Here is a 24,126-nt window from a genome sequence, read left to right on the forward strand (position 1 = left end):
CTGTCCACGTGCGAATCTCGGAGCTCAGCCGCAGCAGCGGCGTCAGCCTGCCTACGATCAAGTACTACATCCGGGAGGGGCTGCTGCCGCCGGGCGACGCCGCCGGCCCCCAGCGGGCGGAGTACGGGGACGCCCATGTCGCCCGCCTGACGCTGCTCCGGGCGCTCATCGAGAGCGGCGGCGTCGGTATCGCCGGCGCGAAGCGGATCACGGCCGCGCTCGACGCGGGCGTCGGTCCGACAGCGGCGTTCGAGGTGGCGCAGGACGTGGTCTCCGTGAGCGCCGACTCGACCGCGTCCGCCACCGAGGCGTCGACGCGGCGGATCGCCGAGGCCGCGGGCTCCGACCACTGCGGCCACCCTGCCGTCGCGACGGCGGCACGGGCGCTCGACGCGCTCGAGCTCTCCACCGGACCGATGAGCGCCGGCTGGCTCGAGACCTACGCCCGCGCCGCCGCCCTCGTCGCCTCCGCCGACCTCGACGAACTGCAGGCCCGCGAGAGCGTGAGCGAGCAGGCTGCCGTCGCCGCCGTCGGCACCGCGCTCGGAGACGTGGTGCTGCAGTCGCTCCGGCGCGTCGCCCAGGCGCGCGAGACGCAGAGCCGCTTCGGCTCGACGGAGGTGCCCCGATGAGCGCCGCGACCGAGACGCCCGCGCCCACAGCCTCCGCTGCTCCGCACCGGCCGCTCCTGGTGCTCGCTGCCGCGATGGCGGTCGGCGCCCTCCTCTGCGCGATCGCGCTGGTCGTCGATCCCCGCGAGCTCGGCGGGCAGCCGCTCTGGGGCAAGCCGCTGAAGTTCTGCCTCTCGATCGCGCTGTACGCCGTGACGCTCGCCTGGCTGATCGGGCTCGTGCCCCGCCGGCGCCGCCCCGCCCGAGCGCTGGGCACGGTCGCGGCGGTCGGCCTGGCGGTCGAGATGGTCGTGATCGGAGGCGCCGCCCTGGTCGGCGAGCGCAGCCACTTCGACGTCTCCACTCCCCTGCACGCCGCGCTCTGGGCCTCGATGGCCGTCTCGATCGCGGTGGTCTGGCTGGCGACTCTGGTCCTCGCCGCCCTCCTGGCGCGGGTGCCGCTCGGCGACCCGGCGCTGACGCTCGCCGTCCGCGCCGGACTCGTGATCGGGCTCGTCGGGATGGCCCTCGCGTTCCTGATGACGGGGCCCTCGCCCGGCCAGATCAGCGACTACCAGGGCGTCGTCGGCGCGCACGCCGTCGGAGTCGCGGACGGCGGACCCGGCCTCCCCCTCCTGGGCTGGAGCACCACGGGGGGCGATCTGCGCATCCCGCACTTCGTCGGGATGCACGCTCTGCAGGGGCTCCCGCTGCTCGCGCTGCTGCTCGGACGGCTGGCAGCCCGGATCCCCGTCCTGCGCCCCGGATCCACCCGGCTGCGGCTCGTCGCACTGGCCTCGGCGGGCTGGGCGGCCGCGGTCGCCCTCACCTGCTGGCAGGCGCTGCGCGGTCAGGCGCTGACCGCACCGGACGCGCTGACCCTCGCCGTCGCTACTGTGGCCGTGGTCGCCCTCGCCGGAGGGACGATCCTCACCCTCGCACGAACGGAGGCCCGCGCATGAGCCGGCTGCACCGCGGCTGGACGCCGCTCGGGATCGTCTACCTCGTCCTCGCCCTCGCCGGGCTGATCGGGACCTGGACCTGGAACGTGAGGGCTATGCAGGAGGGCGCGGACCTGCTCGCCGGCCTCGCCGCAGGCGGGCCGTGGGTGTCGTCGTTCTCGACCGACCTGCTGGTCGTCGCGATCGCGGCCGTCGCCTTCATGGTGGTGGAGGGCCGCCGGATCGGGATGCGCCGCGTGTGGATCCTGGTGCTGCTCGCGCCGCTGGTCGCCCTCGCGTTCGCGTTCCCCCTCTTCCTCGCCCTCCGCGACCGGCACCTGGCCCTCGCGGCCCGGTGACCGTGCGGCGAGGGGCTAGGGAAGCAGTTCGGGGCGGACGCGGCGCGTGCGCTCGACGCTCTGCTCGTGGCGCCAGGCGGCGATCGCCCCGTGGTTGCCGCTGAGGAGCACCGGAGGGACGTCGAGGCCGCGCCAGGAGGCCGGCTTGGTGTAGCTCGGGTACTCGAGCAGCCCGTCGGAGTGGCTCTCCTCGACCAGGCTCGCCGGATTGCCGACCACGCCCGGGACCAGGCGTCCGACGGCCTCGATCATCGCCATCACGGCGACCTCTCCTCCGTTGAGGACGTAGTCGCCGAGGCTGATCAGCCGGACCCGCGCGCGCTCGGCGGTGTGGTCCACGACGCGCTGGTCGATGCCCTCGTAGCGGCCGCAGCCGAAGACGAGGGTGGACTCCTCCGCGAGCTCGCGGGCGGTCGCCTGGGTGAACAGCTCGCCCGCGGGCGACGGGAAGATCACGACGGGGTCGTCCGCGCCGTCGAGGATCGTGTCGAGCGCCTCGCCCCACGGCTCCGGTCGCATCACCATGCCGGCGCCGCCGCCGTAGGGCGTGTCGTCGACGGTGCGGTGGCGGTCGTGGGTGAAGTCCCGCAGGTCGTGCACGCCGAGCTCGATCAGCCCGCTCTGCCGAGCACGGCCGAGCAGGCTGATGTCGAGCACGCCGAAGAACTCCGGGAAGATCGTGACGATGTCGATCCTCACGACCGGAGCTCCTCCTCGGAGGCGGCCGGGGGCTCGTCGTCGGCGGGCTCCTCGAGAGCGGCGTCCGCGTCAGCGGAGTCCGCGTCATCGGAGGCGTCCGTCGCGTCGGCGTCCGCAGGCGCGCTCAGCGCCGGGTCCGCGAGGTCGACACCGCTGAGGTCGACCGCGGCGGGCTCCTCCTCGGGGGCCTCCTCGAACAGGCCGATCGGAGGCGTGACCGTGACGATCCCGGCCGCGGCGTCGACGGAGGGGACGATCGCGTTCACGAACGGCACCATCACCTCGCCGGAGGGGGTGCCGACGATGAGCAGGTCCTGCGCGGGGAAGTGGTCGACGCGGCGGACGGTGCCGACCTCGACGCCGTCGCGGACGACCTTCATGCCGACCAGCTGGTAGTCGTACCAGGAGTCGTCCTCGCCCGGCTGGGTCTGCACCTCCTCGTCGATCCAGAGGATCGCCTTCAGGAGGGTCTCAGCGGCGTTGCGGTCGTCGACGCCTCGGAAGAATGCGACGGGGTGGCTGTTGTACCAGCGAAGCTCGACGAGCTCGAGCTTCTTGCCGTGCCACTCGGAGGTGCGCGGGACCTGCAGCGTGAACGTGGATCCGGGGGTGAAGCGCTTGTCGGGCTCGTCCGTGTAGAGCTCGAGCTTGATGGCGCCCTTGAGCCCGTGTGCCTTGGTGAGTCGGGCGACGCGGAGCTGCGTCGTGCCCGGTCCGGTGACCGACACCTCTACTTGTCGGTGTCGACGACGTCGACGCGCACGCCGCGCCCGTCGGCGAGCGCGGCGACGAGAGTGCGGACGGCCTTGGCGGTGCGACCGGAGCGTCCGATCACGCGGCCGAGGTCCTCGGGGTGCACGCGCACCTCGAGGACCTCTCCGCGCGGGGAGCTCGTGGCCACGACACTGACCTCATCGGGGTTCTCGACGATCCCCTTGACGAGGTGTTCGACGGCGGGAGCGAGCACTGACTACGCCTCGGTGGAGGTCTCGTCGGCGGTGTCCTCGACCGGGGCGGCCTTGGCCGGAGCCTCGGACTTCGGCTTGAGGACGGGCTTCTTCTTCGCGTCGACGACGAACGGAGCCTTGGGCTCCTTCACCTGGACGGTGCTGACGGCGTCGGCGTCGCCCTTGAAGCGGCCCCAGTCGCCGGTCAGCTTGAGGATCGCGGCGACCTGCTCGGTCGGCTGCGCGCCGACTCCGAGCCAGTACTGCGCGCGCTCCGAGTCGACCTGGATGAACGAGGGCTGCTCGGTCGGGTGGTACTTGCCGATCTCCTCGATCACGCGGCCGTCGCGCTTGGTGCGCGAGTCGGCGACGACGATGCGGTAGTAGGGCGCCCGGATCTTGCCGAGGCGCTTCAGACGAATCTTGACAGCCACAATTCTCCTGTGTGGTCGTTGACCGGTGTCCGGTCGATGATGGATGAACTGAGCCGTGAGCGTGGGGGCACACCCGGCGGAAGCTCGAGGGGGTTTCGTCGGCGGTGAGTAGAGGGTCGACCGCCTCGGACCCGACGGATCATTCTGCCAGAAAAACCGCCCCGGTGCGGGCCCGGCACGCCGCCGACCAGCGGCACCCTCGCGGGAGCGGGCCGCGCGGGACCGGGAAGGCCTCCGCCGGGGCTCGGCGTCCGCCCCGGCCGCAGGTGGCAGGATGGCGAGGCGCGTCCCGATCGGCGGACGCCCGGATCCGATGAGGACCACGCCATGGAGATCAGCTTCGCCGCATCAGACCGCTCCACGCTCGGGATCGAGTGGGAGGTCGCGATCGTCGACCGGCAGACGGGCGATCTCGCCAACGTCGCCGATGTGGTACTGGAGGCGCTCCGCAGCGACGACGGCGCCCTGCACCCGCACATCACCGGCGAGCTCCTGCGCAACACGGTCGAGCTGGTCTCCGGCGTGCACACCTCCGTCCGCGACGCGGTCGCCGATCTGCAGGACCAGCTGCGGCAGGTGCGCGAGATCACCGACCCCATGGGACTCGACCTCGTGTGCTCGGGCACGCACCCGTTCGCGCAGTGGTTCGACCAGGCCATCACGGACAAGGAGCGGTACCACCGCCTCATCGACCGGACCCAGTGGTGGGGCCGGAACATGATGATCTGGGGCATCCACGTGCACGTCGGCATCGAGCACCGCGACAAGGTGCTGCCGATCCTCAACTCCCTGCTCGACTACTACCCGCACCTGCAGGCGCTCTCGGCGTCGAGCCCGTTCTGGGGCGGAGTCGACACGGGCTACGCCTCGAACCGCGCGCTGATGTTCCAGCAGCTGCCGACGGCGGGCCTGCCTCCGCAGTTCGGCGCCTGGGCGAACTACGAGGAGTACGTCGACGACATGATGCGCACCGGCGTCATCGACGATCACACGGAGGTCCGCTGGGACATCCGCCCCTCGCCGCAGTGGGGCACTCTCGAGATGCGCGCGTGCGACGGCCTCTCCTCCGCGGAGGAGATCGGAGCGGTCGCCGCGCTGATCCAGTGCCTCGTCGAGCACCTCTCGTCGCGGCTGGACGCGGGCGAGGACCTTCCGACGATGCAGCCCTGGTACGTGCGCGAGAACAAGTGGCGCGCGGCCCGTTACGGACTCGACGCCGAGATCATCCTCGACGCCGCCGGAGCGGAGCGGCTGGTCACCGACGACATCCGCGACCTGCTCGTCACCCTCGCACCGGTCGCCGAGCGCCTCGACTGCGTGAAGGAGCTCGGCGACGTCGAGCTGATCCTGGTCGCGGGAGCGAGCTATCAGCGCCAGCTGCGGACGGCCGCGGCGAACGACGGCGACCTCAAGGCGGTGGTCCGGGCGCTCGCGGGCGAGCTGCGCGACGGGCTCCGGGATCCCCGCTCATGACACGTCCCGCCCTCCTCGCCGCAGCCGCGATCGGCGCGCTGGCCCTCGGTCTCGCCGGCTGCTCGTCCTCGACGACGACCGGCCCGGCGACCGCGTCCCCCGCCGGCACCGCCACTCCCCTCCCGACCGTCACCGCCGATCCGCTGCCGCTCTCGATCGGCGGCTCTCTTCCCGTCGGCTCCCGGGTGACGATCGTCGGCGACAGCATCGTGCGCGGTCTGACGGTCGACCCGGAGCAGGCCTGGCCCGCACTCGTCGGCGACGACCTCGGCTGGGAGGTCACGAACCTGGGCTGCGACGGCGGCGGCTTCATCGAGCCGGGCGACTGCGGCGTCGCGATCGGCGACCGCGCGGAGGAGATCGCCGACACTCGGCCCGACGCGATCGTGCTGATCGCCAGCAGCAACGACCTGGGCTGGGATCCGGAGGACGTGGACGCCGCGATCGGGCCGGCGGTGGACGCGATCGTGTCCGCCTCGCCCTCGGCCCGGCTCATCGCGCTCGACTCGGTCTGGGGCCCCGACCCGCGCCCCTCCGATCTCGACGAGTACGACGCGGCGCTGGTCGAGGCCGTGACGGCCGCCGGCGGCGGTGCGCTGGAGTACCCGGACCCCCTCCGCGAGGACGGGCTGCTCGGCGAGGACGGCGTGCATCCCACCGTCGAGGGCCAGCGCGCCCTGGCCGACGCCTTCGAGGTGGCGGCCGAGAAGTCCGGCCTCGCCCGGGCGGTGCCGACCGGCCAGAAGGCGACGGACGCGCCGGCGGCCTGACTCCGACGCGGGGCGCCGCCCTGACGGCGCCCCGCCGGGTCAGCGCGCGGTGCTGTTCCGGCCGTCGCGCCAGCCGAGCAGGTCGCGCACGGGCGCGAGGTCGATGTCCGGACCGGTGATGCCGAGCGTGAACAGGCGGGCGCCCAGGTCGTACTGCTGGTCGAGCACGTCGAAGGAGGCGTCGCCGACACCGCCGCGCACGCTCGCGCCGGTCGAGATCTCGATCGCGGCCGACTCGCGGTCGACGCGGCCGCACCACTCCGAGAGCACACCGAGCTTGCGCTCGAGCGTCGGGACGTCCGAGAAGCTGTGCCAGATGTCGGCGTGCTCGGCGACGATCCGCAGCGTCTTCTTCTCGCCGCCGCCGCCGATCATCACCGGGATGTCGCGGGTGGGCGCCGGGTTGAGCATCGACCACCGGCGGCGGATGCGCGGCATCGCCTCGGAGAGCTCGTCGAGGCGGGAGCCGGGAGTGCCGAACTCGTAGCCGTACTCCTCGTAGTCGCGCTCGAACCAGCCCGAGCCGATGCCGAAGATCAGACGGCCCTCGGCGCCCTTGGCGCTGATGTGGTCGACCGTGCGCGCCATGTCGGCGAGGAGGTCGGGGTTCCGGTAGCTGTTGCAGGTGACCAGCGGGCCGAACTCGATGCGGCTGGTCTGCTCGGCCCAGGCCGCGAGCATGCTCCAGCCCTCGAAGTGCAGGCCGTTCGGCTCTCCCGAGAGCGGGAAGAAGTGGTCCCAGTTGAAGGCGATGTCGACGCCGAGGTCCTCGAGCTCCGCGAGCGTGTCGCGGATGACCTCGTAGGGGACGTGCTGCGGTGCGATCTGGACGCCGATGCGGACGGGGCGCGCGTGTGCGGTTGTCATGCCCTCACGCTAGCGAGCGGTGCGCCTCACGGGGATCCCCGCTGCGGCCCGCGGAGGGACGGTGCGCTACTCCCCCGCCGGGTCCGGCGACGCCGAGGGCGCCTCGTCGCTCGTGGAGCGGGCGAGCTTGACGACGGTGGCCCCCTCCTCGTCGAACAGGCGGAGCCGTCCGCCATCGATCGAGGCCATCGCCGCCTCAGAGAAGATCATCGGCAGCGCGACGCCGTCGCAGGCGATCAGCGTGCTCGGCCCGGCCGAGACGGTGAGGGCGCCCTCCTGGTCGATCGACCACTCGCCCTGCGCGCCGTTGCAGCCGTCGGAGCCCGTCCAGGTCCCGTCCTCCGCGATCAGGAGGAAAGGAACGTCGGGCGCGTCGTAGGAGACGCCCGTCACCCAGCGGCCGACCAGGTCCTCCGGGGAGGGCGCCGTCATCGCGTCGACCCCGGAGCCCTCGGCGCAGCCGGTGAGCCCGAGCACGGCCGCGAGGACGAGGATCCCGCCCGCGCGTCCGGCCGCGACCCGCCTCATCGCCCGAGGAGCTTCTGCAGCTGCTCGAGCTCCTCCGGCGTGGGCTGGGCGCCCTTGCCGGCGCCGCCGCCCAGGCCGAAGCCGGAGCCGCCCGCATCGCCCGGGCGGGGCCCGGAGGTGATCGCCGCGTTCTCGGCCGCGCGCTTGGCGGGGTTGCCGGACTTGCTGCTCTTCTTCTTCTGCGGCTTCGGGCGGCCCTGGTAGCCGGCGCCGGGCACGGGGCCCATGCCGGGGACCGAGGGCATGCCGCCCTTGGCGACCGTCTTCATCATCTTGGCGGCCTGCTCGAAGCGCTGGACGAGCTGGTTGACGTCCGTGACCGTCATGCCGGAGCCGCGGGCGATGCGCAGGCGCCGCGAGCCGTTGAGCAGCTTCGGGTTGACCCGCTCCGCCTTCGTCATCGACTGGATGATCGCCTCGGTGCGCACGATCTCGCGCTCGTCGAACTGGTCGAGCTGCTCTCGCATGCCCTTCGCGCCGGGCAGCATGCCGATCATCTTCTTGATCGAGCCCATGTTGCGCAGCTGCTGCATCTGGCCGAGGAAGTCGTCGAGGGTGAACGTGTCCCCCATGATCTTCTCGGCGATCTTGCGCGCCTCGTCCTCGTCGAACGCGGACTGGGCCTGCTCGATGAGGGTCAGCACGTCGCCGAGGTCGAGGATGCGGCTCGCCATGCGGTCGGGGTGGAACTGCTCGAAGTCGTCGAGCGACTCGCCCGTGGAGGCGAAGAGGATCGGGCGGCCGGTGAGCGAGGCGACCGAGAGCGCCGCGCCTCCGCGGGCGTCGCCGTCGAGCTTGGAGAGGACGACGCCGGTGAAGTCGACTCCCTCCTGGAAGGCCTTGGCGGTCGCGACCGCGTCCTGGCCGATCATCGCGTCGATGACGAACAGGACCTCGTCGGGGTTCGTGACGCGGCGGATGTCGGCGGCCTGCTTCATCATGTCGGCGTCGACGCCGAGGCGTCCGGCCGTGTCGATGATGACCGTGTCGTACTGCTTGTCGGTCGCGAAGCGGATCGCGTTCTGGGCGACCTTGACCGGGTTGCCGACGCCGTTGCCCGGCTCCGGCGCGTAGACCGCGACTCCGGCCTGCTCGCCGACGACCTGCAGCTGCTGCACGGCGTTGGGGCGCTGGAGGTCGGCCGCGACGAGCAGCGGGGTGTGGCCGTCCTTGCCGAGGTACTTGCCGAGCTTGCCCGCGAGGGTCGTCTTGCCCGCGCCCTGGAGGCCGGCGAGCATGATGACGGTCGGCGGGCGCTTGGCGAACTCGAGCCGGCGCGACTGCCCGCCGAGGATCGCGACGAGCTCCTCGTTGACGATCTGGACGACCTGCTGGGCCGGGTTGAGCGCCTTGTTGACCTCGTCGCCGAGGGCGCGCTCGCGCACCTTGCCGGTGAACTCCTTCACGACCTCCAGCGCCACGTCGGCGTCGAGGAGGGCCCGCCGGATCTCGCGGACGGTGCCGTCGACGTCCGACGCGGAGAGCTTGCCCTTCGTGCGGAGGTTCTTGAAGGTCTCGACGAGTCGATCGGAGAGGGTGCCGAAAGTAGCCATGATGCCCGGAATTCTACCGGAGGCCCGGAGGGTCGGCGGGCGCGGCCGCCGATCGGCTCGCGATCGGCGCGATCACCGCGGAGCGGATTAACTGGTCCGGGTCCAAGAACAGGGTTAGGGTGGCCCGGTGATCGAGACACTGGTGGCGGGCGACTCCGCGGACCCCCTGGACTACTCCGACGGCTGGGAGCTGCAGCGCCGCCTACACGCCGAGGTGGTGGCGGGCTCGAGGCCGGACACCCTCGTGCTCTGCGAGCACTCCTCCGTCTACACCGCCGGCAAGCGCACCGAGGCGCACGAGCGCCCGGACGACGGCTCGCCCGTGGTCGACGTCGACCGCGGAGGGCGGATCACCTGGCACGGCCCGGGCCAGCTCGTCGGCTACCCGATCGTGCGGCTCGGCGAGCCCGTCGACGTGGTCGCCTACGTCCGCTCGCTGGAGGGCGTGCTGATCGCCGCTCTCGACGACCTGGGCGTGCAGGGGCGGCGCGTCGACGGGCGCTCGGGAGTGTGGATCCCGAGGGACGGCGGCGCCGACAAGATCGCCGCGATCGGCATCCGCGTCGCCTCGGGCGTGACGATGCACGGCTTCGCCCTCAACGTCTCGAACAGCCTCGAGCCCTACGCCCGCATCGTCGCCTGCGGCATCGCCGATGCCGGAGTGACCACGCTCGAGCGCGAGCGCGGCGAGGCTCCGCCCATGGAGGCGGTGCGGGCGCGGGTGGCGGCGCGCTTCTCGGAGGCGGCCCCCGCCTTCTCCGCCCGCATCGAGGAGGTCGCCGCGTGAGCGCCGAGGCCGGCGGCCGCAAGCTCCTGCGGCTGGAGATCCGCAACGCCGAGACGCCGATCGAGCGCAAGCCCGAGTGGATCCGCACGAAGGCCTCGATGGGCCCGGAGTACCGGCAGCTGCAGTCGCTGGTGAAGAGCGAGGAGCTGCACACCGTCTGCCAGGAGGCGGGCTGCCCCAACATCTTCGAGTGCTGGGAGGACCGAGAGGCGACCTTCCTCATCGGGGGCGCCCAGTGCACCCGCCGCTGCGACTTCTGCCAGATCGACACCGGGAAGCCTGCGGACTACGACGCGGACGAGCCCCGGCGCGTCGGCGAGTCCGTGGCGCGGATGAACCTCCGCTACGCGACCGTCACCGGAGTCGCCCGCGACGACCTGCCGGACGAGGGCTCCTGGCTCTACGCCGAGACCATCCGCCAGATCCACGCCCAGGCTCCGGGCACGGGGGTCGAGATCCTGGTCCCGGACTTCACCGGCCGCGCCGAGCACCTGCAGCGGGTGTTCGACGCGGAGCCGGAGGTGTTCGCCCACAACGTCGAGACGGTGCCGCGGATCTTCAAGCGCATCCGGCCGGCGTTCCGCTACGAGCGCTCGCTCGACGTGCTCACCCAGGGCCGGGAGGCGGGGCTGATCACGAAGTCGAACCTCATCCTCGGCATGGGCGAGGAGCGGGAGGAGATCTCGCAGGCGCTGCAGGACCTCTACGACGCCGGCACCGACATCGTGACCATCACGCAGTACCTCCGCCCGACGCCGCGGCATCTGCCGGTGGACCGCTGGGTGCACCCGGAGGAGTTCGTGGCGATCAAGGAGGAGGCCGAGGACATCGGCTTCCTCGGCGTCCTCGCGGGGCCCCTGGTCCGCTCCTCCTACCGGGCCGGCCGGCTCTGGGCGCGCTCGATGGAGTCGAAGGGGCTGCCGGTCCCGGAGCACCTGCGCCACCTCGCCGACGCGGCACTGGGCTTCTCGCAGGCCGTGTAGCCCGCCACCGGGACGGCGCCGGCGCGTCGTCCCGGGCGGGGCCGCTCAGCTGACGAGCTGCTGGGCGAAGACGTGGGGGGTGAAGCCGGTGAGGTCGCCGATGCCCTCGCCCTGGCCGACGAGCTTGATCGGGATGCCGGTGCGCTCCTGGACCGCGAGGACGAAGCCGCCCTTCGCGGAGCCGTCGAGCTTGGTGATGACCAGGCCGGTGACGCCCGCGTGCTCGATGAACGCCTCGGCCTGGCTCAGCCCGTTCTGACCGGTCGTCGCGTCGAGCACGAGCAGGATCTCGGAGATCGGGGCCTGCTTCTCGATGACGCGCTTGATCTTCGTGAGCTCGTCCATCAGCCCGCCCTTGGTGTGCAGGCGGCCGGCCGTGTCGATGATGACCATCTCGACGCCGGTGTCCTTCGCGAACTGCACGGTCTGGAAGGCGACGGACGCCGGATCCTGGCGCTCCTGCTGCGGGCGGACGATCTGGGCGTCGGCGCGCTGCGCCCAGGTGGCGAGCTGGTCGACCGCCGCGGCGCGGAAAGTGTCGGCCGCGCCGACCACGACGCTCCGGCCGTAGTTGCGGAGGAACTTGGCGAACTTGCCGATGGTCGTGGTCTTGCCGACGCCGTTCACGCCGACCACGAGGATCACGGCGGGGCGCTCGCTGAGCTTGAGGGTCGTGTCGTACTTCGACAGACGCTCCTCGAGGGACTCGCGGAGCATCCGCTGCAGGTCGCGCGGGTCGGTGGTGGAGTAGCGGGCGACCTTGGCGCGGAGGTCGTCGACGATCTCCTCGGTGATGTCGGGGCCGAAGTCGGCGGTGATCAGCGCCGTCTCGAGGTCGTCCCAGGTCTGGTCGTCGATCGTGCGCTTCTCGAACAGGCCGCGCAGTGCGCGGCCGAGCGACCAGGAGGTGCGTTCTGCCATGGGTCCAGGCTACCGGCGGGCGCGCCTCCGAGCGGTCGGGGAGGCGGGTTCAGGCCGGGGGCGCGGCGACGCGCTGGCCGACGACGGCCGAGACGCCGTCCTGCCGCATCGAGACGCCGTAGAGGGCGTCCGCGATCTCCATGGTCCGCTTCTGGTGGGTGATGACGATCAGCTGGCTCGAGGTGCGCAGGTCCTCGAAGATGCTGAGCAGTCGGCCGAGATTCGCGTCGTCGAGGGCGGCCTCCACCTCGTCCATGATGTAGAAGGGGCTCGGCCGCGACTTGAAGATGGCGACCATGAACGCCACGGCCGCGAGCGAGCGCTCCCCTCCGGAGAGGAGCGACAGCCGCTCGATCTTCTTGCCGGCCGGCCGCACCGCGACCTCGATGCCGGTGGTGAGCAGGTTCTCCGGGTCGGTCAGGCGGATGCTGCCGGTGCCGCCGGGGAAGAGGACGGGGAACACGTCCGCGAACGCCGCCTGCGTGTCGTCGAACGCGGAGGCGAACACGGTCTGCATCGTCTCGTCGAGCTCCTCGATGATGGTGAGCAGGTCGCGCCGGGTCCCGGTGAGGTCGGCCAGCTGCTCGGTCAGGAACGCGTGCCGCTGCTCCAGCGCGGCGAACTCCTCCAGCGCGAGCGGATTGACGCGGCCCAGCTGCCCGAGCTGCTTCTCGGCCTTCTCGAGGCGGCGGCGCTGCTCCTCGCGGACGTAGGGCCGCGGCTCCTGCTCCACGTCCGTCTCGTCGGGGACGCCGACTCCGGGACCGTACTCCTCCACCAGCACGTCCTCGGTGAGCCCGAGCTCGGACGCGGCGCGCTCGAGCAGACCGGTGAGCTGCAGCCTCTTCTCGTAGATCTGCAGCTCGAGGCCGTGGACGCTCTCGGTGACGGACTGGAGCCGGTCGCGCACGCTCCCCTCCTCGCGGCGGAGCCCCTGCAGCTCGGCGTTCTGCTGCGAGCGCGCCGCCTCGGCCGCGACGAGCTCGGCCCGGGCCTGCTGGACGGAGCGGTCGACGGAGGCGAGGACGGCGGGGAGCGCGGCGGTCACCTCGGCCGCCGCGTCGCGCTGGCGACGGCGGATCACGGCGCGGCGCGCGGCCTCGTCGGCGGCGGCGCGGTCGGCGGCCAGCTGGCGGGCCAGCGCCTCCCCGCGGGACTGCTCCGCCCGCACCCGCTCCTTGGCGGTCTCGACGCCGAGCCGCGCCTCGATCTCGCGCTCGCGTGCGGTGTCGACGTCGCGCTGCAGACCGTCGCGCGCGCTCGCGTCGAGCACCGGCCGGGGCCTGGCGCGCGCGGCGTCGAGCGCCGACCTCGCCTCCTGGGCCGCGCGCTCGGCGTCGCCGACCCGGTCCGAGGCGACGGCCAGCGCCCTCGAGCCCCGGCCGTGCTCGGCGGTGGCCGCCTCGAGCTGGGCGCGCACGCCGCCGAGCCGCTCGGTGTGGGCGGCACGGGCGGCGTCGTGCTCGCGGAGGGCCGAGAGCGCGCTCGCGGCCTGCTCCTTCGCGCCGCGGAGCGCTCCGGTCTGCTCGGCGAGTTCGAAGCGGAGCCGGTCGATCCCGCCCTCGACCTCCTCCAGCCGGGCGGCGGCGGAGTCGCGCTCGGAGACGAGCTCGATCCGGCTGCGCTGCCCGCCGGAGCCGGCGCTCTGCACGGCGTCGGAGACGGTCGCGCCGTCGCGGGTGACCAGGACGGTGCCCGGATCGATGCGCTCCCTCAGGCGCCGCGCCGCGGCGAGGTCCTCGACCACGAGCACGCGCTCGAGGAGCGAGAGGACCCCGGCCGGCGCCGAGACGAGGTCGCCCGCGCGTTCCGCCCCCTCGGGAACGGTGAGAGCGACGTACGGCCGGGCGGCGTCGGCGACCAGCAGCTCGACGCGTCCGAGGTCGCGCTCCAGCGCGGCGTCCAGAGCCGTGTCGGCCCGGGTGGTCGACTCGACCAGCACGGCGTCGGCGACCGCGCCGAGGGCGGCGGCGATCGCGGCCTCGGAGCCCGGCCGCACCTGGATCCGCTCGGCGACCCGGCCGCGCACCCCCTCGATCCGGGCGGCGATCAGCTCGGCCGAGCCGTCCGAGACGTCGAGGGCCAGCGACAGGGCACCCGTGCGGGCGGCCAGCGCCTCGCGCTCGCGCTCCAGGGCGTGCAGCTCCTCGCGCAGCCGCTCGATTCCGGCCTCGGCGGCCGAGACCGCGGACTGGGCGAGCTCGTAGCCCTCGTCGAGGCCGCCGTCGGGGCCACGGCCCGCGTCGTCCAGCTCGGCCTCCAGAGCGTCGAGCGCCCGCCGCGCCGCCTCCTTCCGCCGGTCGGCCGCGTCGAGGGTGTTCTGCGCGCGCAGGACCTCGCCCCGGACGGACGCGAGACGGGAGGCGGCGGTGTCGGCCTGCCCCGAGAGGGTGGAGAGCTCGAGGTCGTAGCGCGAGACGAGGGCCGCCTGCGCGGCGATCTCCTCGTCGACCGCGTCGAGGGCGGAGCGGGCGGCGACGGTCGTGCGCTGCGCCTGGACCCACGCCGTCTCCGCGTCGAGGACGGCCTGCCGCAGGCGCTCCAACTCGACCCGCGCCTCCTCCACCTGCGCCGGCGTCACGCGCGGCTGGATCTGCGGCTGCTCGGACTCGAGCTCGAGCATCGCGAGCCGCTGCCCGGCGAGGGCCGAGAGGTTGCGCAGCCGCTCCTGCACCGACTCCAGCTCGAACGAGGTGCGCCGGGCGTCGTCGACCGCGTCGCCGACCGCCTCCGCCTCGATCCGCGCTCGCCGGAGCGTCGCCTGCTCGAGCCGCTGCTGCAGGACCACCCGCTCGCTGTGCCGCTCGCTCTCGGTGCGGGCGAAGCCGTCCAGGGCGGTCCGGAGCGCGACCACGTCGTCGGCGAGCAGGCGCGCCCGGGCGTCGCGCACCACGGCGGCGATCGTCTGCGCCTGCCGTGCGACCTCGGCCTGGCGCCCGAGGGGCTTGAGCTGGCGCCGGATCTCGCCCGCGAGGTCGGAGAGGCGGGTCAGGTTCGCCTGCATCGCCTCGAGCTTGCGGAGCGTCTTCTCCTTGCGGCGGCGGTGCTTGAGGATCCCGGCGGCCTCCTCGATGAACCCGCGCCGCTCCTCGGGGGTCGCGTGCAGCACGGCGTCGAGCTGTCCCTGCCCCACGATGACGTGCATCTCGCGCCCGAGACCGGAGTCGCTCAGCAGCTCCTGCACGTCGAGCAGCCGGCAGCCGCGTCCGTTGATCGCGTACTCGCTGCCGCCGTTGCGGAAGAGGGTCCGGGTGATCGTCACCTCGGTGTACTCGATCGGCAGGGCGCCGTCCGAGTTGTCGATGGTGAGCGCGACCTCGGCGCGGCCGAGGGGTCCGCGGGTGGAGGTGCCCGCGAAGATGACGTCCTCCATCTTGCCGCCGCGGAGCGTCTTCGCCCCCTGCTCCCCCATCACCCAGGCGAGCGCGTCGACGACGTTGCTCTTGCCCGAGCCGTTGGGGCCGACGACGCAGGTGACCCCCGGCTCGAAGGCGAACGTGGTCGGCTGAGCGAAGGACTTGAAGCCCTTGAGGGTCAGGCTCTTCAGGTACACCCGGCCGCCTCGCTCCCGTCCACAACGCCTCCACGGTAGCCGACGGCCGCGGCCGGGCCGGGAGGCGGAGCCCCGACCGGCCGACGGACCACCGCGATCCCGCACCGGAACAGGCGCAGGAGGCCGCCGCGGGCGCTGGGACGTGCACACTGGGGTGGTGAACCGCACCTCCGACCCGGCGCTCCGGATCCGCGAGCTCGCGATCCCCGAGGCCGTGGGCGCCGACGGCTGGAGCGACTTCCTCGCCCTGACCACGATCGGCGATGCGGTGGGGACTGCCCCGGACTGCCGGGCCGTCTACACCTGGAACGCCGAGGAGAACCGACCGATGCTCGCCGTGAACGAGGCCGTCGGCTTCACCCCCGTCGCCCACGAGGGCCAGTGGAGGAAGGAGCTCTCATGACCCCGCTCGTCGAGCCCGGACCGCCGCTGACCGCCGCCGAGCGCGAGCGGTTCGCCCGGCAGATCCGCCTGGCGCCCCTCGGGGAGCTCGGACAGCGGCGCCTCCGGAACGCGCGCGTGCTGATCCTCGGCGCGGGCGGCATCGGCTCGCCGGTGATCACGGCGCTCGCCGCGGCCGGGATCGGGCGGCTCGGCATCGTGGACGGCGACGTCGTCGAGCTCTCGAACCTGGCGCGGCAGACGGCGCACGACGACTCCTCGGTGGGCCGGTCGAAGGCGGAGTCGGCGGCGGCGACCGCGCGGCGGCTCTCCCCCGGCATCGACGCACGGGCCTTCCCGGTGTCGCTGACCTCGGCCAACGTCGACGCCCTGGTGGCGGGCTGGGACGTCGTGGTCGACGGCTTCGACACCTTCGGCGCGCGCTACCTCGCCTCGGACGCGACGACGCGCGCCGGGATCCCGCACGTGTGGGGGTCGGCGCTCGGCTTCGACGGGCAGCTCTCGACCTTCTGGGCCGGCGCTCCGGGCGGAGGGGTGACCCTGCGCGCGCTGCACCCCGAGGCCGAGGACGCGGGCGACAGCTGCTCGACGGTGGGCGTGCTGGGCGCGCTCTGCGCGCTGATCGGCTCGGCCATGGCGGCCGAGGTCGTGAAGCTCGTGACCGGGGCGGGCGAGCCGCTGTTCGGTCGCGTCCTCGTGCACGACGCCCTCGACTCCTCCTGGGCCGAGCTCCCTCTCGAGCGGCGGGTGCCGCCGGTCCCGGAGCGGCGGGCCGCGGCGGGCTCGATCACGGCGGCCGAGCTGCGGGAGCGGCTGGCCGGGCCGACGCCCCCGACCGTCGTCGATCTCCGCGAGGACGACGAGGACCGGACCGTCGCGGTGCCCGGTGCCGTGCGGATGCCGATGTCGCGCTTCGACCCCGTCGCTCTGCCGGCCGGTCCGCTCGTGCTGCACTGCGCCTCCGGGGTCCGATCGCGTCTCGCGGCGGAGCGCGCGGCGGCGGCGGGCGTGGCGTCCGACTCGCTCGACGGCGGGATGGCGTCGTGGCGGGAGCGGTGACCCGTGCCGCGGCCGCGTGCGCCGCGGAACGGGTGGGGTGAGGCGCACCCAGCGCCCTGCCGATCGGCGACCCGGGATGTTCGGTGCTCGCAGCGGAGAGGATCCGTCCTTCTCCGCGGATCAGGGCGGAGCAGTGTCCGAAGCTGATCGGCGGTGGCGTGCTCGCGGCCACCGTTCCGAGGAGAGCACCCATGCCGACGCCTTCACCGCACTCCGCGCGGCAGGCGGCGCTGCTCGATCCTCCCGACCCGCTCGACCCCGGCGCGGAGGCGTGATGCCCGAGGTCTGGAGTCCCGCCGAGAGGCGGCTGCGTCGGCTCGGCTGGATTCCGCGGCGCCCCCTGCCGCGAGGTGCCGTCTGCGACGCGATCGTCTCGCCGCGCCTCAGCCTCAGCCGCGCCTGGCTGCAGACCGGGGAGTTCGAGGTCCTCCCCCATCCCGGAAGGCTCCGCGTGCTCTTCAGCCTCGACGGGACCGGCCGCCTCTCCGCCCGGGGCCGCGACCACCGGCTCCCGGCCGGCAGCGCTCTCGTGACCCGCGCCTCGACGGTGCAGTACGCGGCGGCGCTCAGTCCGTGGGCGCGCTTCGAGTGGCAGCTGCGCCCCTCGGTGCTCCGCGCGAGCGAGTTCGCCTCGCTCACGGACCGGGTCCTCGCCCTCCCCGAGGCCTACTGGCGCGCACTCACCGGTGCGGCGAACACCGTCCTCACTTTCGGCGTCGAGCCCTCGGACGCGGCCTTCGAGCACTTCGAGATCGCGAGCGAGCACCTCCTGGCCTCGGCCTTCTCGGCGCTGCTGCCCTCCTCCGACCGGGAGGACCGGTCCCCCGCCGCCGTGTATGCGAACGGCACGCGCCTGATCGAGCGGCACTACCGCGACCGCTCCTTCACGGTGGAGACGCTCGCGGAGAGTCTCGGCGTGTCGGTCAGCCACCTGCACCGGGCGTTCTCGGCCGCCGGCACCACCCCTCGTCAGCGGATCGAGCGCGCGCGGGCCTTCGAGGCGCAGCGCCTCCTCGACGAGCTCGGCCCGCGGGCGGCGACGGACCTGGACCGCGTGGCGCGGTCGGCCGGCTTCAGCTCGCGGATCCACATGCAGCGGACCCTCCGCCGGATCGACGACGCGGGCTGACGTGCGCCGCCGCGTCCCCCGCGCCGGACGGGCTCCCGGCGAGGAGGCGCCCTGAGTGGCTCCCCCGGTCCGGCGGCGCGACGGAACGTCCACGGTCGGGCATGGAACCTCGTCGCGGCCCGTTCCGCGTCGACCGGAGGCCGGACGTTCGGCAGGATCGGCGCGTCCACCACCCCTCGCACGAAAGAAAGAAAAGGAACACCATGACGGACACCAACGCCCTGGACCCGACGGCAGCGCACTCGCGCTCCCTCCCACCGCGGATCGACTCGACCGGCGGGGGGCCCGCCCGGCGGACGATCATGTCGGGTGCGGCCTGGTCCGTCCCCGTCGTCGCCGCGGCGGTCGCGACCCCCGCGGCCGCCGCGTCCACCGGCCTCACCCTCGCCTTCGACGCCCCGGCGTACTCCTTCCCCGCCTGCACCACGAGAACGGTCTCCGTCCTCGCCACGACCAACGGCGCTCCCGCTGCCGGCGACACGGTCACCATCACTCTCCCCGCCGGCCTGACCAGCGGCGGCGCGCAGACCGTCAGGGCGACGACCGGCGCGGACGGACGCGTGAGCATCCCGGTCACGGCCGGGAACGTGGCGCAGAACGGCATCACCCTCTCCGCCGTCTCCGGCGCCGCGGGCGCGACGGCGACCGCGAGCACCACCGCGACCACGGGGACCGCCGTCCGGTACGTCACCGACGGCGGACGGACGACGACGGAGTCGAACGGCAACGTGCCCTCGGGAGCCAAGACCGTCGGACCCCGGTACTACCTGACGGAGTCGGGCGAGCTCTATCACGGCGGGGGGCGGATCGCGCGCGGCGTCACCAGCGTCCAGGGCTTCCGCGACGAGCAGAACCGCGACGTCGCCGACTTCGTCGTCGACGGCGTCTTCTACCGCTTCGTCACCGGAGAGGCCGCGCCGAAGGCCATCGGGAGCGGCGTGCCGGCCGGATCGACGGTCCATGCGCCCGCCTTCTACGTCACACCGAACGGCGAGCTGCGGCGCGCCGGCGGAGCCCTCGTGACCACCGGAGTGACGAGCGCGGACTCCTTCCGCGACCAGAGCAACAACGACGTCATCGACGTGATCGTCGGCTCGGAGCTCGTCCGCTACATCTCCTCCACGAAGAACCAGGTCTACGCCAGGAACGTTCCGGCAGGATCGACGGCCTTGGCGCCCTCGTACCACCTGACGCCGGACGGGCGCCTCTTCAACAGCAGCATCCTGGTCGCCACCGGGGTGACCAGTGCCGACGCCTACCGCGATCGACAGAACCGTGACGTCGTGGACGTGATCCAGAACGGCGCTCTCGTCCGGTACGGCGCGTTCGCGGACAGGACGCAGCCGCAGATCCGCGTCGCCTCCGGTGTGCCCTCCGACGCCACCATCTTCGCGCCGGACGCCTACGTGACCCGGGACGGCCGGGCCTTCGTCAGCGGCGTGCTGGTCGCCACCGGAGTCTCCTCGGCGTTCGGATTCCTCGACGTGCAGAACCGCAACGTGCTCGACACGATGACCAACGTCCTGTGCCCGTGACGCACGGAATCGGCCGCTGATCCGGTCCTGCCCCGCCGCGCGCGGGTCCGAGGAGGCGTCCCACGGGTCCCTGTGCGGCGGGACAGGAACCAGTCCGTCCTCGGGATGCAGCGTCCTCCAGAAGCGCGGACGCACCTGCTGCGGACCGCCCGGAGCGGACGCACCGGTCCGGTCGAGGACGGCTCGTCACGGAGGGCTCTTCGGGGTCAGCCGCCGGCGAACGGCGGCAGGACGTCGACCGCGGCATCGGGACGCAGCGGCGTGGCCCTGTCCGCGGTCGACACGCCGTCGACCAGGTAGGTGCACCGTGCGAGCACGTCGGCGGCCGAGGGCGCGGAGGCGACGAGTCTCTCCTCGAGAGCGCCCAGGTCGGGCACCTCGTCGAGCTCGTCGGAACCACGGCCGAGGGCGGCCTTGGCCGCCGCGAAGTAGCGGACCCGCATGCTCATCCGCCGATCGCGCTCATCGTGCGCTCGGGCTGCACGAAGCCCGCCCTGTTCATCTCGTGTCCCGCGGGCTTGGCCCACATCGCCCCGCGCCAGAGCTGGGCGACCTCGTGGTCGTCCGCGCCCGCGCGCATCGGGCCGAGCAGGTCCGTCTCCTCGTTCGAGAAGAGGCAGCTGCGGACACCTCCCTCGGCCGTGAGCCGGGTGCGGCGGCAGTCGTCGCAGAAGTTCTCGGTGACGGACGCGATGATCCCCACCTGGCCGAGCACCTCGGACCCCCCGGCCTCGCGGACGTCGAAGAGCTCGGCGGGGGCGCCGTCACGGGGGGCCGCGTGCGGGCTGAGCGAGAAGCGCTCCGAGAGCAGCGCCCGGATGTCCGCGGCGGTGATCATGGTCGCGCGGTCCCAGCCGTGGTCGGCGTCGAGCGCCATCTGCTCGATGAAGCGGAGCTGGTGGCCTCCCGCGAGGGCCCAGGCGAGCAGCTCCGGGGCCTCGTGGTCGTTGATCCCGGGCAGGAGCACCGCGTTGATCTTGGTCTGGTCCAGGCCGGCGGGACCGAGCGCGTCGATGCCCGCGAGCACGCGGTCGAGGAACGGGCGACGGGTGACCTTCGCGAAGGTCTCGGCGCAGATCGAGTCGAGCGAGACGTTGACGCGGTTCAGGCCGGCGTCGGCGAGCGCCGCTGCCCGACCCGACAGGCCGATCGCGTTCGTGGTGAGCGAGATCTCGGGGCGCGGGTCGAGGGAGGCGACGTCGCGGATGATGTCGACGAGGTCCTTGCGCAGGAGCGGCTCGCCGCCGGTGAAGCGGATCTGGCGGACGCCGAACTGCTCCACGGCGATGCGCGCGAGGCGGAGGATCTCCTCACGGCTCAGCAGGGACGCGGGCGGCTGGAACGGCAGGCCCTCCGCCGGCATGCAGTAGGTGCAGCGCAGATTGCACTTGTCCGTCAGCGAGATCCGCAGATCGTCCGCGACGCGCCCGTAGGTGTCCAGGAGGAGCGGGGTGGCGGGGCGGTCGGCCGGGAGGACCGCGCTGCGCTGTCGGGGCCGGAAGCCCGGGATCCCCAGTGCTGTGCTCATCCGCTCACACTACGCCGCGGAACCGGGCGCGACCCGGCAAGATGGACTCGGTCCCGCCGCCGGTCGGGCTCCGCCGCTCGCGAGAGGACACGATGACCTCGATCGACCTGCACGCCGCCCGGGTGCGGGCGCTGCTCGCGCCGCTGGCCACGCGGGGCGCCCGCGAGACGCTGAGCCTGGAGCCGGCCGCCGTCGCCGCCGATCCGGGCGCGTACGACCGGCGGGTCCTCGCCCGCTCCGTCGACTCCCCGCTCGACCTGCCGCGCTTCGACAACTCGCAGATGGACGGCTTCGCGGTGCGGGCGGCCGACCTCGACGCGGCGGCGCCAGAGCAACCCGTCGCCCTGCCCGTCTCGGCGCCGATCCCCGCGGGCGACCGGGCGCCGCGGCACGCGCCCGGCACGGCGACACCGATCATGACCGGCTCGCCGCTGCCGGTGGGGGCCGACGCCGTCGTCCCGGTCGAGCGCGTCGATCCTCCGCGCTTCCCCGCGGAGGGCAGCGTCGCCTTCGCGCACCCGGTGGTGCCGGCGACCTTCGTCCGAGCCCGGGGCAGCGACGCCCGCCGCGGCGAGCTCGCCCTTCCGGCCGGCACGGTCCTCCGCGCGGCCCACTACGGACTCCTCGCCTCCCTCGGGCTGACCGAGGCGGAGGTGCTGCCGCGACTCCGGGTGCTCGTCGTCCCCACCGGCAACGAGATCCGTCCCGCAGGCGCCGTCCTCGAGGAGGCGCAGATCCACGACGCGAACGGCGCCCTGCTGGCCGAGGCCGTCCGCGAGGCGGGCGCGCTGCCCGTCGTCGCCGCCTGCACGAGCGATCGGGCCGAGGACCTCCTGGCGCTGCTCGAGGCGCACGCGGGCGCGGCCGACCTGGTGATCACGGTCGGCGGTGTCAGCGCGGGCGCCTACGAGGTCGTCCGCGACGCGCTCGGCCCGGCGGGCTCGGAGTTCGGCCACGTCGAGATGCAGCCGGGCGGCCCGCAGGGCCTCGGTCTCGTGCGCGTGGCCGAGGGGCTGCACCTGCCGGTCGTCTCGCTTCCCGGGAACCCGGTGAGCGCCCTGGTCTCGTTCGAGGTGTTCCTCCGGCCCGTGCTGCGCTCGCTCGCGGGACGGACGCCCGCCGAGCGGCCGCGGCTCCGTGCGCGCCTCGGCACGGCGCTCGACTCGCCCGCGCACCTGCACCAGATCCGCCGCGGAGTCCTCGACGACGAGGGCTTCGTGCACCCGGTGGGCGGGCCCGGCTCGCACCTGCTGGCGTCCTACGCCCGCTCCACCGTGCTCATCCACGTCCCCGTCGGGACGGACCACGCAGCGACCGGCGACACGGTCGAGATCTGGAGGATCGATGACTGAGAGCGATCGGCTCACCCATGTGCGCGTCGACGGAGCCGTGCACATGGTCGATGTGAGCGCGAAGGAGGCCACGGCGCGCACCGCCGTCGCCGAGGGCTACGTCGAGACCTCACCCGAGGTGGTGCGGCTCCTCGAGCAGGGCGAGCTGCCCAAGGGCGAAGCGCTCGGCGTGGCGCGGATCGCCGGGATCCTCGGCGCGAAGGCGACCTCGACCCTCATCCCGCTCTGCCACCCGCTGGCGCTGGACGGCGTCGACGTGAACCTCGAGCCGCAGGACGGCCGCGTCCGGATCGAGGCACGCGTGCGCACGACCGGGCGCACCGGGGTCGAGATGGAGGCGCTGACCGCGGTCAGCGTGGCCGCTCTCACGGTCTACGACATGATCAAGGCGGTCGATCGCGGTGCCGCGATCACCGGTATCCGTGTGCTCGCGAAGGCGGGCGGGAGGAGCGGCTCGTGGACGAGCGGAGGAACCCCGTGACGCGGCGAGCGGTGGCGGTCGTCGCCTCCACCCGTGCCGCCTCCGGCGTGTACGAGGACCGGACGGGACCGGCGCTGGAGGCCTGGTTCACCACCCGCGGCTGGGAGTCGCGGGTGGTCGTCGTGGCCGACGGCGACGCGGTGGGCGAGGCGATCGCCGACGCGATCGGCAGCGGAGTCGACGTGGTCGTGACCACCGGCGGGACGGGCGTCGCCCCGAGCGACGTCACCCCGGAGCAGACCGCCCCCCTCCTGGAGCGGCCCCTGCCCGGCCTCGCCGAGGCGGTGCGCGCCAAGGGCGCCGCCCACGTCCCGACCGCCGTGCTCAGCCGCGGGCTCGCCGGCGTCAGCGGCCGCACCGTCGTGGTGAACCTCCCCGGTTCCCCCGGCGGCGTCCGCGACGGGATCGACGTGCTCGACCCGGTGATCGGGCACCTGCTCGACCAGCTCGGAGGCGGCGACCATGCCCGCTGAGCCGGTCGCCCTCGCCCGGCTCGCGGCCGAGGCCATCACCGTCGACGAGTGCGAGCAGGCGGTCGACTCCCCGACGCACGGCGCCGTCGTGACCTTCGCGGGCGTCGTCCGCGACCACGACGAGGGCCGCGGCGTGCTCCGGCTGTCCTACGAGGCGCACCCGGACGCCCCCGCCGCACTCCTCGCCTCCGCCCGCCGCATCGCCGAGCGCTGGCCCGACGTCCGGATCGCCGCCGTGCACCGGGTCGGCGACCTCGTGGTCGGCGACCTCGCCCTCGCCTGCGCCGTGGCCTCGGCCCACCGAGCGGCGGCCTTCGAAGCCTGCGCGGCACTGGTCGACGACATCAAGGCGTCGGTGCCGATCTGGAAGGAGCAGTCCTTCGTCGACGGCAGCTCGGAGTGGGTCGCGAGCCTCGGCTGATCTTCCTTCGAGCCCGTCCCCGCCGGGCTCGGCGCGGTCGGCCGGAGAGGGTGGCCACGTTTCGCAGAGCGGGGAGCGATCGCCTAGATCGATCCGCTGGCACGCGGATCGATCGTTCGGCTCGGGGGTGTTTCACACCGAGCCCGTCCCCGCCGGGCTCGGCGCGGTCGCGGTGCTCGTCCCCGAGCCCGTCCCTGCCGGGCTCGGCGCAGTCGGCTTTCCAGGGCGGCTGCGATTCGCAGAGCGGGGGACGACCGCCTAGATCGATCCGCTCACCCGCGGATCGATCGTTCGGCTCGGGGGGAGAGCGAGGGGGTGGC

The 24,126-nt window shown here is 73.5% G+C and carries 26 protein-coding genes; 15 read left to right on the forward strand and 11 right to left on the reverse strand.

Annotation, left to right across the window (positions count from 1 at the left end):
* The first annotated feature begins 8 nt into the window (after positions 1-8).
* From C5C46_RS12235 to C5C46_RS12245, 3 genes are read left to right on the forward strand one after another with little or no spacing between them, the layout of a single operon-like run.
* Positions 9-632 (forward strand): MerR family transcriptional regulator, encoded by a 624-nt coding sequence (locus C5C46_RS12235; protein ID WP_104226873.1) that lies wholly within the window; start codon positions 9-11, stop codon positions 630-632.
* Positions 629-1,573: a hypothetical protein gene (locus tag C5C46_RS12240; RefSeq protein ID WP_104226874.1), complete on the forward strand. Its 945-nt coding sequence runs from the start codon at positions 629-631 to the stop codon at positions 1,571-1,573. Before C5C46_RS12235 ends, C5C46_RS12240 begins: the two co-directional genes overlap by 4 nt.
* Complete coding sequence (locus C5C46_RS12245; RefSeq protein WP_104223909.1) at positions 1,570-1,911, forward strand: DUF2834 domain-containing protein; 342 nt, start codon at positions 1,570-1,572, stop codon at positions 1,909-1,911. Before C5C46_RS12240 ends, C5C46_RS12245 begins: the two co-directional genes overlap by 4 nt.
* 15 nt (positions 1,912-1,926) lie before the next feature.
* Here C5C46_RS12245 and trmD read toward each other — a convergent pair whose 3' ends face one another.
* From trmD to rpsP, 4 genes are read right to left on the reverse strand one after another with little or no spacing between them, the layout of a single operon-like run.
* Positions 1,927-2,610: a tRNA (guanosine(37)-N1)-methyltransferase TrmD gene (gene trmD / locus C5C46_RS12250; RefSeq protein ID WP_104226875.1), complete on the reverse strand. Its 684-nt coding sequence runs from the start codon at positions 2,608-2,610 to the stop codon at positions 1,927-1,929.
* The gene (gene rimM, locus C5C46_RS12255) at positions 2,607-3,338 is read right to left on the reverse strand and encodes a ribosome maturation factor RimM (protein ID WP_104226876.1); all 732 of its coding nucleotides are present in this window, start codon (positions 3,336-3,338) and stop codon (positions 2,607-2,609) included. The genes trmD and rimM overlap by 4 nt, the downstream gene beginning before the upstream one ends.
* A 2-nt stretch (positions 3,339-3,340) precedes the next feature.
* Complete coding sequence (locus tag C5C46_RS12260; RefSeq protein ID WP_104226877.1) at positions 3,341-3,577, reverse strand: RNA-binding protein; 237 nt, start codon at positions 3,575-3,577, stop codon at positions 3,341-3,343.
* 3 nt (positions 3,578-3,580) lie between these two features.
* On the reverse strand, positions 3,581-3,991 hold the full coding sequence (gene rpsP, locus C5C46_RS12265) for a 30S ribosomal protein S16 (protein WP_104223912.1): 411 nt from the start codon (positions 3,989-3,991) through the stop codon (positions 3,581-3,583).
* Positions 3,992-4,318: 327 nt separating this feature from the next.
* Here rpsP and C5C46_RS12270 point away from each other — a divergent pair, with 327 nt between their 5' ends.
* A complete protein-coding gene (locus tag C5C46_RS12270; RefSeq protein ID WP_104226878.1) occupies positions 4,319-5,464 on the forward strand; it encodes a glutamate--cysteine ligase in 1,146 nt (381 codons plus the stop codon).
* Positions 5,461-6,234 carry an SGNH/GDSL hydrolase family protein gene (locus C5C46_RS12275; protein WP_104226879.1) on the forward strand — a complete coding sequence of 258 codons (774 nt, stop codon included), beginning with the start codon at positions 5,461-5,463 and terminating at the stop codon, positions 6,232-6,234. Before C5C46_RS12270 ends, C5C46_RS12275 begins: the two co-directional genes overlap by 4 nt.
* A gap of 39 nt (positions 6,235-6,273) precedes the next feature.
* Here the strand turns inward: C5C46_RS12275 and C5C46_RS12280 are convergent, their stop codons facing one another.
* The 3 genes from C5C46_RS12280 to ffh all read right to left on the reverse strand — a co-directional run bounded on the left by C5C46_RS12280 (position 6,274) and on the right by ffh (position 9,182).
* A complete protein-coding gene (locus C5C46_RS12280; RefSeq protein WP_104226880.1) occupies positions 6,274-7,101 on the reverse strand; it encodes an LLM class F420-dependent oxidoreductase in 828 nt (275 codons plus the stop codon).
* Between the two features lie 66 nt (positions 7,102-7,167).
* Positions 7,168-7,629 (reverse strand): META domain-containing protein, encoded by a 462-nt coding sequence (locus C5C46_RS12285; RefSeq protein WP_104226881.1) that lies wholly within the window; start codon positions 7,627-7,629, stop codon positions 7,168-7,170.
* On the reverse strand, positions 7,626-9,182 hold the full coding sequence (gene ffh, locus C5C46_RS12290) for a signal recognition particle protein (RefSeq protein ID WP_104226882.1): 1,557 nt from the start codon (positions 9,180-9,182) through the stop codon (positions 7,626-7,628). Before ffh ends, C5C46_RS12285 begins: the two co-directional genes overlap by 4 nt.
* A gap of 127 nt (positions 9,183-9,309) precedes the next feature.
* Here ffh and lipB point away from each other — a divergent pair, with 127 nt between their 5' ends.
* Positions 9,310-9,969, forward strand: a complete 660-nt coding sequence (gene lipB / locus C5C46_RS12295; RefSeq protein ID WP_104226883.1) for a lipoyl(octanoyl) transferase LipB — start codon at positions 9,310-9,312, stop codon at positions 9,967-9,969.
* Entirely contained in the window at positions 9,966-10,952 is a 987-nt protein-coding gene (gene lipA / locus C5C46_RS12300; protein ID WP_104226884.1) for a lipoyl synthase, read from the forward strand. Before lipB ends, lipA begins: the two co-directional genes overlap by 4 nt.
* A 45-nt stretch (positions 10,953-10,997) precedes the next feature.
* Here lipA and ftsY read toward each other — a convergent pair whose 3' ends face one another.
* Complete coding sequence (ftsY, locus tag C5C46_RS12305) at positions 10,998-11,873, reverse strand: signal recognition particle-docking protein FtsY (protein ID WP_104223920.1); 876 nt, start codon at positions 11,871-11,873, stop codon at positions 10,998-11,000.
* A 49-nt stretch (positions 11,874-11,922) separates the two neighbouring features.
* Positions 11,923-15,426 (reverse strand): chromosome segregation protein SMC, encoded by a 3,504-nt coding sequence (gene smc / locus C5C46_RS12310; protein WP_104226885.1) that lies wholly within the window; start codon positions 15,424-15,426, stop codon positions 11,923-11,925.
* A gap of 157 nt (positions 15,427-15,583) precedes the next feature.
* On the opposite strand from smc, the gene C5C46_RS17365 reads away from it, so the two are divergent.
* The 4 genes from C5C46_RS17365 (at position 15,584) to C5C46_RS12330 (ending at position 19,551) form a co-directional block, all read left to right on the forward strand.
* On the forward strand, positions 15,584-15,829 hold the full coding sequence (locus C5C46_RS17365; protein WP_181134121.1) for a hypothetical protein: 246 nt from the start codon (positions 15,584-15,586) through the stop codon (positions 15,827-15,829).
* Positions 15,826-16,887, forward strand: a complete 1,062-nt coding sequence (locus C5C46_RS12320) for a ThiF family adenylyltransferase (protein WP_104226886.1) — start codon at positions 15,826-15,828, stop codon at positions 16,885-16,887. The genes C5C46_RS17365 and C5C46_RS12320 overlap by 4 nt, the downstream gene beginning before the upstream one ends.
* A gap of 274 nt (positions 16,888-17,161) precedes the next feature.
* Positions 17,162-18,016, forward strand: coding sequence for an AraC family transcriptional regulator (locus C5C46_RS12325; RefSeq protein WP_104226887.1), 855 nt, complete (start codon positions 17,162-17,164; stop codon positions 18,014-18,016).
* Positions 18,017-18,219: 203 nt separating this feature from the next.
* Positions 18,220-19,551 carry a hypothetical protein gene (locus C5C46_RS12330; protein WP_104226888.1) on the forward strand — a complete coding sequence of 444 codons (1,332 nt, stop codon included), beginning with the start codon at positions 18,220-18,222 and terminating at the stop codon, positions 19,549-19,551.
* Positions 19,552-19,757: 206 nt separating this feature from the next.
* On the opposite strand, the gene C5C46_RS12335 is transcribed toward C5C46_RS12330, so the two are convergent.
* Together C5C46_RS12335 and moaA are read right to left on the reverse strand one after the other, a co-directional pair.
* Positions 19,758-20,000, reverse strand: coding sequence for a MoaD/ThiS family protein (locus C5C46_RS12335; RefSeq protein WP_104223924.1), 243 nt, complete (start codon positions 19,998-20,000; stop codon positions 19,758-19,760).
* On the reverse strand, positions 19,997-21,079 hold the full coding sequence (gene moaA / locus C5C46_RS12340) for a GTP 3',8-cyclase MoaA (protein WP_104226889.1): 1,083 nt from the start codon (positions 21,077-21,079) through the stop codon (positions 19,997-19,999). The genes C5C46_RS12335 and moaA overlap by 4 nt, the downstream gene beginning before the upstream one ends.
* Positions 21,080-21,171: 92 nt before the next feature.
* On the opposite strand from moaA, the gene glp reads away from it, so the two are divergent.
* Genes glp through C5C46_RS12360 form a run of 4 tightly spaced genes read left to right on the forward strand, consistent with a single transcriptional unit; the run spans position 21,172 to position 23,806 of the window.
* The gene (gene glp / locus C5C46_RS12345; protein WP_104226894.1) at positions 21,172-22,431 is read left to right on the forward strand and encodes a gephyrin-like molybdotransferase Glp; all 1,260 of its coding nucleotides are present in this window, start codon (positions 21,172-21,174) and stop codon (positions 22,429-22,431) included.
* The gene (gene moaC / locus C5C46_RS12350) at positions 22,424-22,912 is read left to right on the forward strand and encodes a cyclic pyranopterin monophosphate synthase MoaC (RefSeq protein ID WP_104226890.1); all 489 of its coding nucleotides are present in this window, start codon (positions 22,424-22,426) and stop codon (positions 22,910-22,912) included. The genes glp and moaC overlap by 8 nt, the downstream gene beginning before the upstream one ends.
* Positions 22,888-23,385 carry a molybdenum cofactor biosynthesis protein B gene (locus tag C5C46_RS12355; RefSeq protein ID WP_244229433.1) on the forward strand — a complete coding sequence of 166 codons (498 nt, stop codon included), beginning with the start codon at positions 22,888-22,890 and terminating at the stop codon, positions 23,383-23,385. Before moaC ends, C5C46_RS12355 begins: the two co-directional genes overlap by 25 nt.
* Positions 23,375-23,806, forward strand: coding sequence for a molybdenum cofactor biosynthesis protein MoaE (locus C5C46_RS12360; RefSeq protein WP_104226891.1), 432 nt, complete (start codon positions 23,375-23,377; stop codon positions 23,804-23,806). The genes C5C46_RS12355 and C5C46_RS12360 overlap by 11 nt, the downstream gene beginning before the upstream one ends.
* The last annotated feature ends 320 nt before the right edge of the window (positions 23,807-24,126 follow it).

Source organism: Rathayibacter sp. AY1E6 (genome assembly GCF_002931115.1).
In the GTDB taxonomy this organism is placed as follows: Bacteria; Actinomycetota; Actinomycetes; order Actinomycetales; family Microbacteriaceae; genus Rathayibacter.

Coding starts and splice junctions, on each gene's coding strand:
- C5C46_RS12240 (WP_104226874.1), top strand. CDS start 629: ATGAGCGCCGCGACCGAGACGCCCGCGCCCACAGCCTCCGCTGCTCCG.
- C5C46_RS12245 (WP_104223909.1), top strand. CDS start 1,570: ATGAGCCGGCTGCACCGCGGCTGGACGCCGCTCGGGATCGTCTACCTC.
- C5C46_RS12270 (WP_104226878.1), top strand. CDS start 4,319: ATGGAGATCAGCTTCGCCGCATCAGACCGCTCCACGCTCGGGATCGAG.
- C5C46_RS12275 (WP_104226879.1), top strand. CDS start 5,461: ATGACACGTCCCGCCCTCCTCGCCGCAGCCGCGATCGGCGCGCTGGCC.
- C5C46_RS12280 (WP_104226880.1), bottom strand. CDS start 7,101: ATGACAACCGCACACGCGCGCCCCGTCCGCATCGGCGTCCAGATCGCA.
- C5C46_RS12285 (WP_104226881.1), bottom strand. CDS start 7,629: ATGAGGCGGGTCGCGGCCGGACGCGCGGGCGGGATCCTCGTCCTCGCG.
- ffh (WP_104226882.1), bottom strand. CDS start 9,182: ATGGCTACTTTCGGCACCCTCTCCGATCGACTCGTCGAGACCTTCAAG.
- ftsY (WP_104223920.1), bottom strand. CDS start 11,873: ATGGCAGAACGCACCTCCTGGTCGCTCGGCCGCGCACTGCGCGGCCTG.
- C5C46_RS12320 (WP_104226886.1), top strand. CDS start 15,826: ATGACCCCGCTCGTCGAGCCCGGACCGCCGCTGACCGCCGCCGAGCGC.
- C5C46_RS12325 (WP_104226887.1), top strand. CDS start 17,162: ATGCCCGAGGTCTGGAGTCCCGCCGAGAGGCGGCTGCGTCGGCTCGGC.
- C5C46_RS12330 (WP_104226888.1), top strand. CDS start 18,220: ATGACGGACACCAACGCCCTGGACCCGACGGCAGCGCACTCGCGCTCC.
- C5C46_RS12335 (WP_104223924.1), bottom strand. CDS start 20,000: ATGAGCATGCGGGTCCGCTACTTCGCGGCGGCCAAGGCCGCCCTCGGC.
- moaA (WP_104226889.1), bottom strand. CDS start 21,079: ATGAGCACAGCACTGGGGATCCCGGGCTTCCGGCCCCGACAGCGCAGC.
- glp (WP_104226894.1), top strand. CDS start 21,172: ATGACCTCGATCGACCTGCACGCCGCCCGGGTGCGGGCGCTGCTCGCG.
- moaC (WP_104226890.1), top strand. CDS start 22,424: ATGACTGAGAGCGATCGGCTCACCCATGTGCGCGTCGACGGAGCCGTG.
- C5C46_RS12360 (WP_104226891.1), top strand. CDS start 23,375: ATGCCCGCTGAGCCGGTCGCCCTCGCCCGGCTCGCGGCCGAGGCCATC.